Origin of the sequence: Streptomyces alkaliphilus (genome assembly GCF_014141535.1) — a bacterium.
In the GTDB taxonomy this organism is placed as follows: Bacteria; Actinomycetota; Actinomycetes; order Streptomycetales; family Streptomycetaceae; genus Streptomyces; species Streptomyces alkaliphilus.
This window is the reverse complement of record NZ_VKHT01000579.1, coordinates 1-3,336: the sequence shown is the minus strand read 5'-3', so window position 1 is coordinate 3,336 and position 3,336 is coordinate 1. Positions and strand designations below refer to the sequence as shown.

At 73.0% G+C, this 3,336-nt stretch carries 2 protein-coding genes and 2 pseudogenes; 1 reads left to right on the top strand and 3 read right to left on the bottom strand.

The window, feature by feature from the left end; translation table 11 throughout:
- Positions 1–110 precede the first annotated feature (110 nt).
- Positions 111–623 (bottom strand): annotated as a pseudogene (locus FNQ90_RS16955) (DUF4240 domain-containing protein); the annotation flags it as partial.
- Positions 624–931: 308 nt separating this feature from the next.
- Here FNQ90_RS16955 and FNQ90_RS16950 point away from each other — a divergent pair.
- A complete protein-coding gene (locus tag FNQ90_RS16950; protein ID WP_194432618.1) occupies positions 932–1,753 on the top strand; it encodes an SDR family oxidoreductase in 822 nt (273 codons plus the stop codon).
- Here FNQ90_RS16950 and FNQ90_RS16945 read toward each other — a convergent pair.
- Together FNQ90_RS16945 and FNQ90_RS16940 are read right to left on the bottom strand one after the other, a co-directional pair.
- Positions 1,740–2,282: pseudogene (locus FNQ90_RS16945) on the bottom strand (helix-turn-helix transcriptional regulator); the annotation flags it as partial. The gene FNQ90_RS16950 and the pseudogene FNQ90_RS16945 overlap by 14 nt on opposite strands.
- A gap of 161 nt (positions 2,283–2,443) precedes the next feature.
- Positions 2,444–3,336: 2-oxo acid dehydrogenase subunit E2 (locus FNQ90_RS16940; RefSeq protein WP_182607155.1), on the bottom strand; the 893-nt coding region annotated here is incomplete at its 5' end.

Sequence of the window (3,336 nt, the reverse complement as noted above, 5' to 3'; positions counted from 1 at the left end):
GGGGAGGCGTCATGGGGGCAACTCTAGGCAGCGCCGGGGATTCGACCGTGGTTTCCGCCGGTCGCGTCGCCCGCGGGTTCGCCGCCCGCCCGGACGTTGCTCCCGCCGGAGCGGAACCGCGCCCACAGCCGGGGGTAGGCACGGGCCAGCTCCCGTTCCTCCTCGAAGTCCGGGGGGGTCCCCACCGGCTCCGGCGGTCCCACCGGCAGGCCGAGGTCGGGGAGTTCCTCGCCGGTCAGTTGCTCGTGCGCGTCGAAGGCGGCGAAGCCGACCTCCTCGGCCTCGCCCTCCGTCTCCGGGTCGAAGCCCGTCAACAGGTCGGCGAGCGCGTCGGGGTCGTGCAGAGCACCCTCGAACACCTGTCGCCCCCGCGAGATCAACCAGCACCGGAAGTTCTCGAAGCAGTCGTCACTGGCGCCGTTGAGCAGCACCCAGGCCGCGCCCCACAGATCCCAGCGATAGGCCCGGACGAAACGGGACTCGAAGTGTCGGGCGAAGTCCACCACGGTCTGCGGGCCGAGATCGGTCAGGCGGTCCACCAGGAGCTCGGCGTGACGGTCCGGATCGCCTCCCGCCGCCTCGCGGGTGGAGTCGATCAGCTCCCAGAACTCCGTCTCGTCCAGCACGTCATCCAGCATCCGGCCTCCGGGCCCGTCCCGCACCCGGAGAGCGGCCCCGGGCAGGGGGACCGGCGGCCCCATCGGGGTACCCGGAGGGCTCCACCGGCGTCCGGCCACCGGGAAACCGGACGGAACCCGCCGGAAAACCGGACAGGATATGTCGGGTATCGCCGGCAGTGTCGATCCGGAGGGGCCCACCGGCCCCGTGGCCCGAAGGGAACACAGACGTGACATCCGAGGCATCCACCCCCGCGTCCACCTCGCTCCGGACCGGGGCCGCACCCGCCGTCGATCCCACCGCAGGGGCCCCGCTGCGCGACCGGGTCGCCCTGGTCGCCGGGGCCACCCGGGGCGCCGGCCGCGCGATGGCGGTCGAACTGGCCCGGGCCGGCGCCCTGGCCTGGGTCACCGGCCGCACCACCCGGGAACGGGTCAGCGAGGTGGGGCGCGCCGGCGAGACCATCGAGGGGACGGCGGAGTTGGCGACCGCCGCCGGCCGGGAGGCCGGTTCCGGCGGTCGGGGCGTCGCCGTGCCCACCGACCACCTGCGACACGAGGAGGTGCGGGCCCTGGTGGAACGAATCGACGCCGACTCCGCCCGGCTCGACCTGCTGGTCAACGACATCTGGGGCGCCGACCACCTCATCGAGTGGGATCGGCCGCTGTGGGAGCACGACCCCGGGAAGGGGATGCGGGCGCTCCGACTGGGAGTGGAGACGCACCTGATCACCTCCCGGTACGCCCTGCCGCTGCTGATGCCCCGGCCCGGTGGCCTCCTGGTGGAGGTCACCGACGGCACCGCCGAGAGCAACCGCGACTACCGTGCGCCGCTCTACTACGACCTGGCGAAGAACGCCCCGATCCGGATCGCCCGCTGCCTGGCCGGGGAGTTGCGCGCGCACGGCACCTCGGTGGTCTGCCTGACGCCGGGGTGGTTGCGTTCGGAGGCCATGCTCGACACCCACTTCGGGGTCACCGAGGAGACCTGGCGGGAGGGAACGGCGAAGGACCCGGCCTTCGCCATCTCCGAGTCACCGCTCTACGTGGCCCGCGCCCTGGTCGCCCTCGCCGCCGATCCGGCGGTCGACCGGTGGTCCCGGGGCGGGCGACGAGGTATCACAGGCCCGCCTTGAGGACCAGGCCGTGCGGTTCCAGCAGCCGTTCGACCACCTCGCCGTCGCCCCGCCGGTATCGACAGGACAGACGCAGATCGTCGCGGACGGCTCCGGCCAGCACGGACAGCAGCGGGGGAGTGGAGGTCGAACGCCACCAGTCCGGGGCGTCCGGGTGGAAGCGCTCGGCGGTCCGGCGGCCGAGTTCGGCGGCCTCCGGCCCCAACGCGGCGGCCAGCTTGAGCCGGGCCGGGCCGGCGGCACCGTCCAGGCCGAGGTCGCGGACGGCGGCGGGCACCGCCGAGAGCAGCAGCGCGGCGGCCTCCCGGCCGTCCAGACCGGTCAGGCGGGTCCGGTAGCCGGCCACCAGCGCGTAGCCGCCGGCGCGCCCGCGCTCCGCGAGGACCGGGATGCCGGCCTCGGTCAGGGCCGCCACGTCCCGGGCCACCGTGCGCTCGGAGACCTCCAACTCCGCCGCCAGGGCGGCGGCGGTCATCCGACGGCGCTGTTGGAGCAGCAGGACCAGGTGGATCAACCGGGCGGCACGCACGTCACCATCCTGCCCCGGGTCCCTCCCGGTCCAGTGCCTCGAAGAACCTCGCCTTCAACACCTCAAAATCCACGATCCCCGCAACTCCCTGAACTCCAGGGTGTTGCGGGGATCAGTAGAACCGGCCGGACCGACGGGGCACCGTCGGGCGGGCGGGGAGGTTACAGCCCCAGCTCGCCCTCGAACCCGCCGGCCTCCAGACGGGCCTTGACGTCGTTCAGGTAGCGGGCCGCGTCCGCGCCGTCCACCAGCTGGTGGTCGTAGGACAGGGTCAGGTAGACCATGTCCCGAATGGCGATGGTCTCGCCCAGCTCGGGATGGTTCACGACCACCGGGCGGCGCACGGTGGCCCCGATGCCCAGCTCCGCGACCTGCGGGTAGTTCACGATGATCGTGTCGAACAGCGCGCCCCGCGAACCCGTGTTGCTGATGGTGAAGGTGCCGCCGGACATGTCGTCCGGGCTCAGCTTGCCGCTGCGCACCTTGCCGGCCAGCTCGGCGGTCCGCTTGGCGATCCCGGCCAGGCTGAGGTCGCCCGCGTCCTTGATCACCGGGACCATCAGGCCCTTCTCCGAGTCCACCGCGATGCCGACGTTCTCGACGTCGTGGTAGGTCACGGTGCCGTCGTCGTTGATCCGGGCGTTGATGACCGGGTGGGCCTTCAGCGCCTCGGCGGCGGCCTTGACGAAGAACGGCATCGGGGAGAGCTTGACGCCCTCGCGGGCCAGGAAGCCCTCCTTGGCCCGGGCGCGCAGGCGCATGACCCGGGTGACGTCGACCTCGACGACGGTGGACAGCTGCGCCTGGTTGTGCAGCGCCTTCATCATGTTCTCGGCGATGACCTTGCGGATGCGGGTCATCTTGACCGTCTTGCCGCGCAGCTCCGCGGCGGCGGCCGGCACGGTCGACGGAGCCGAGGGGGCAGACGGGGCGGCGGTCGGGGCCGGACGCTCCTTCGCGGCCCGGGCCTCCTCGGCCGCGGCGAGCACGTCCTGCTTGCGGATGCGACCGCCGACGCCGGTGCCCTTGACGGTGGACAGGTCCACCTCGTGCT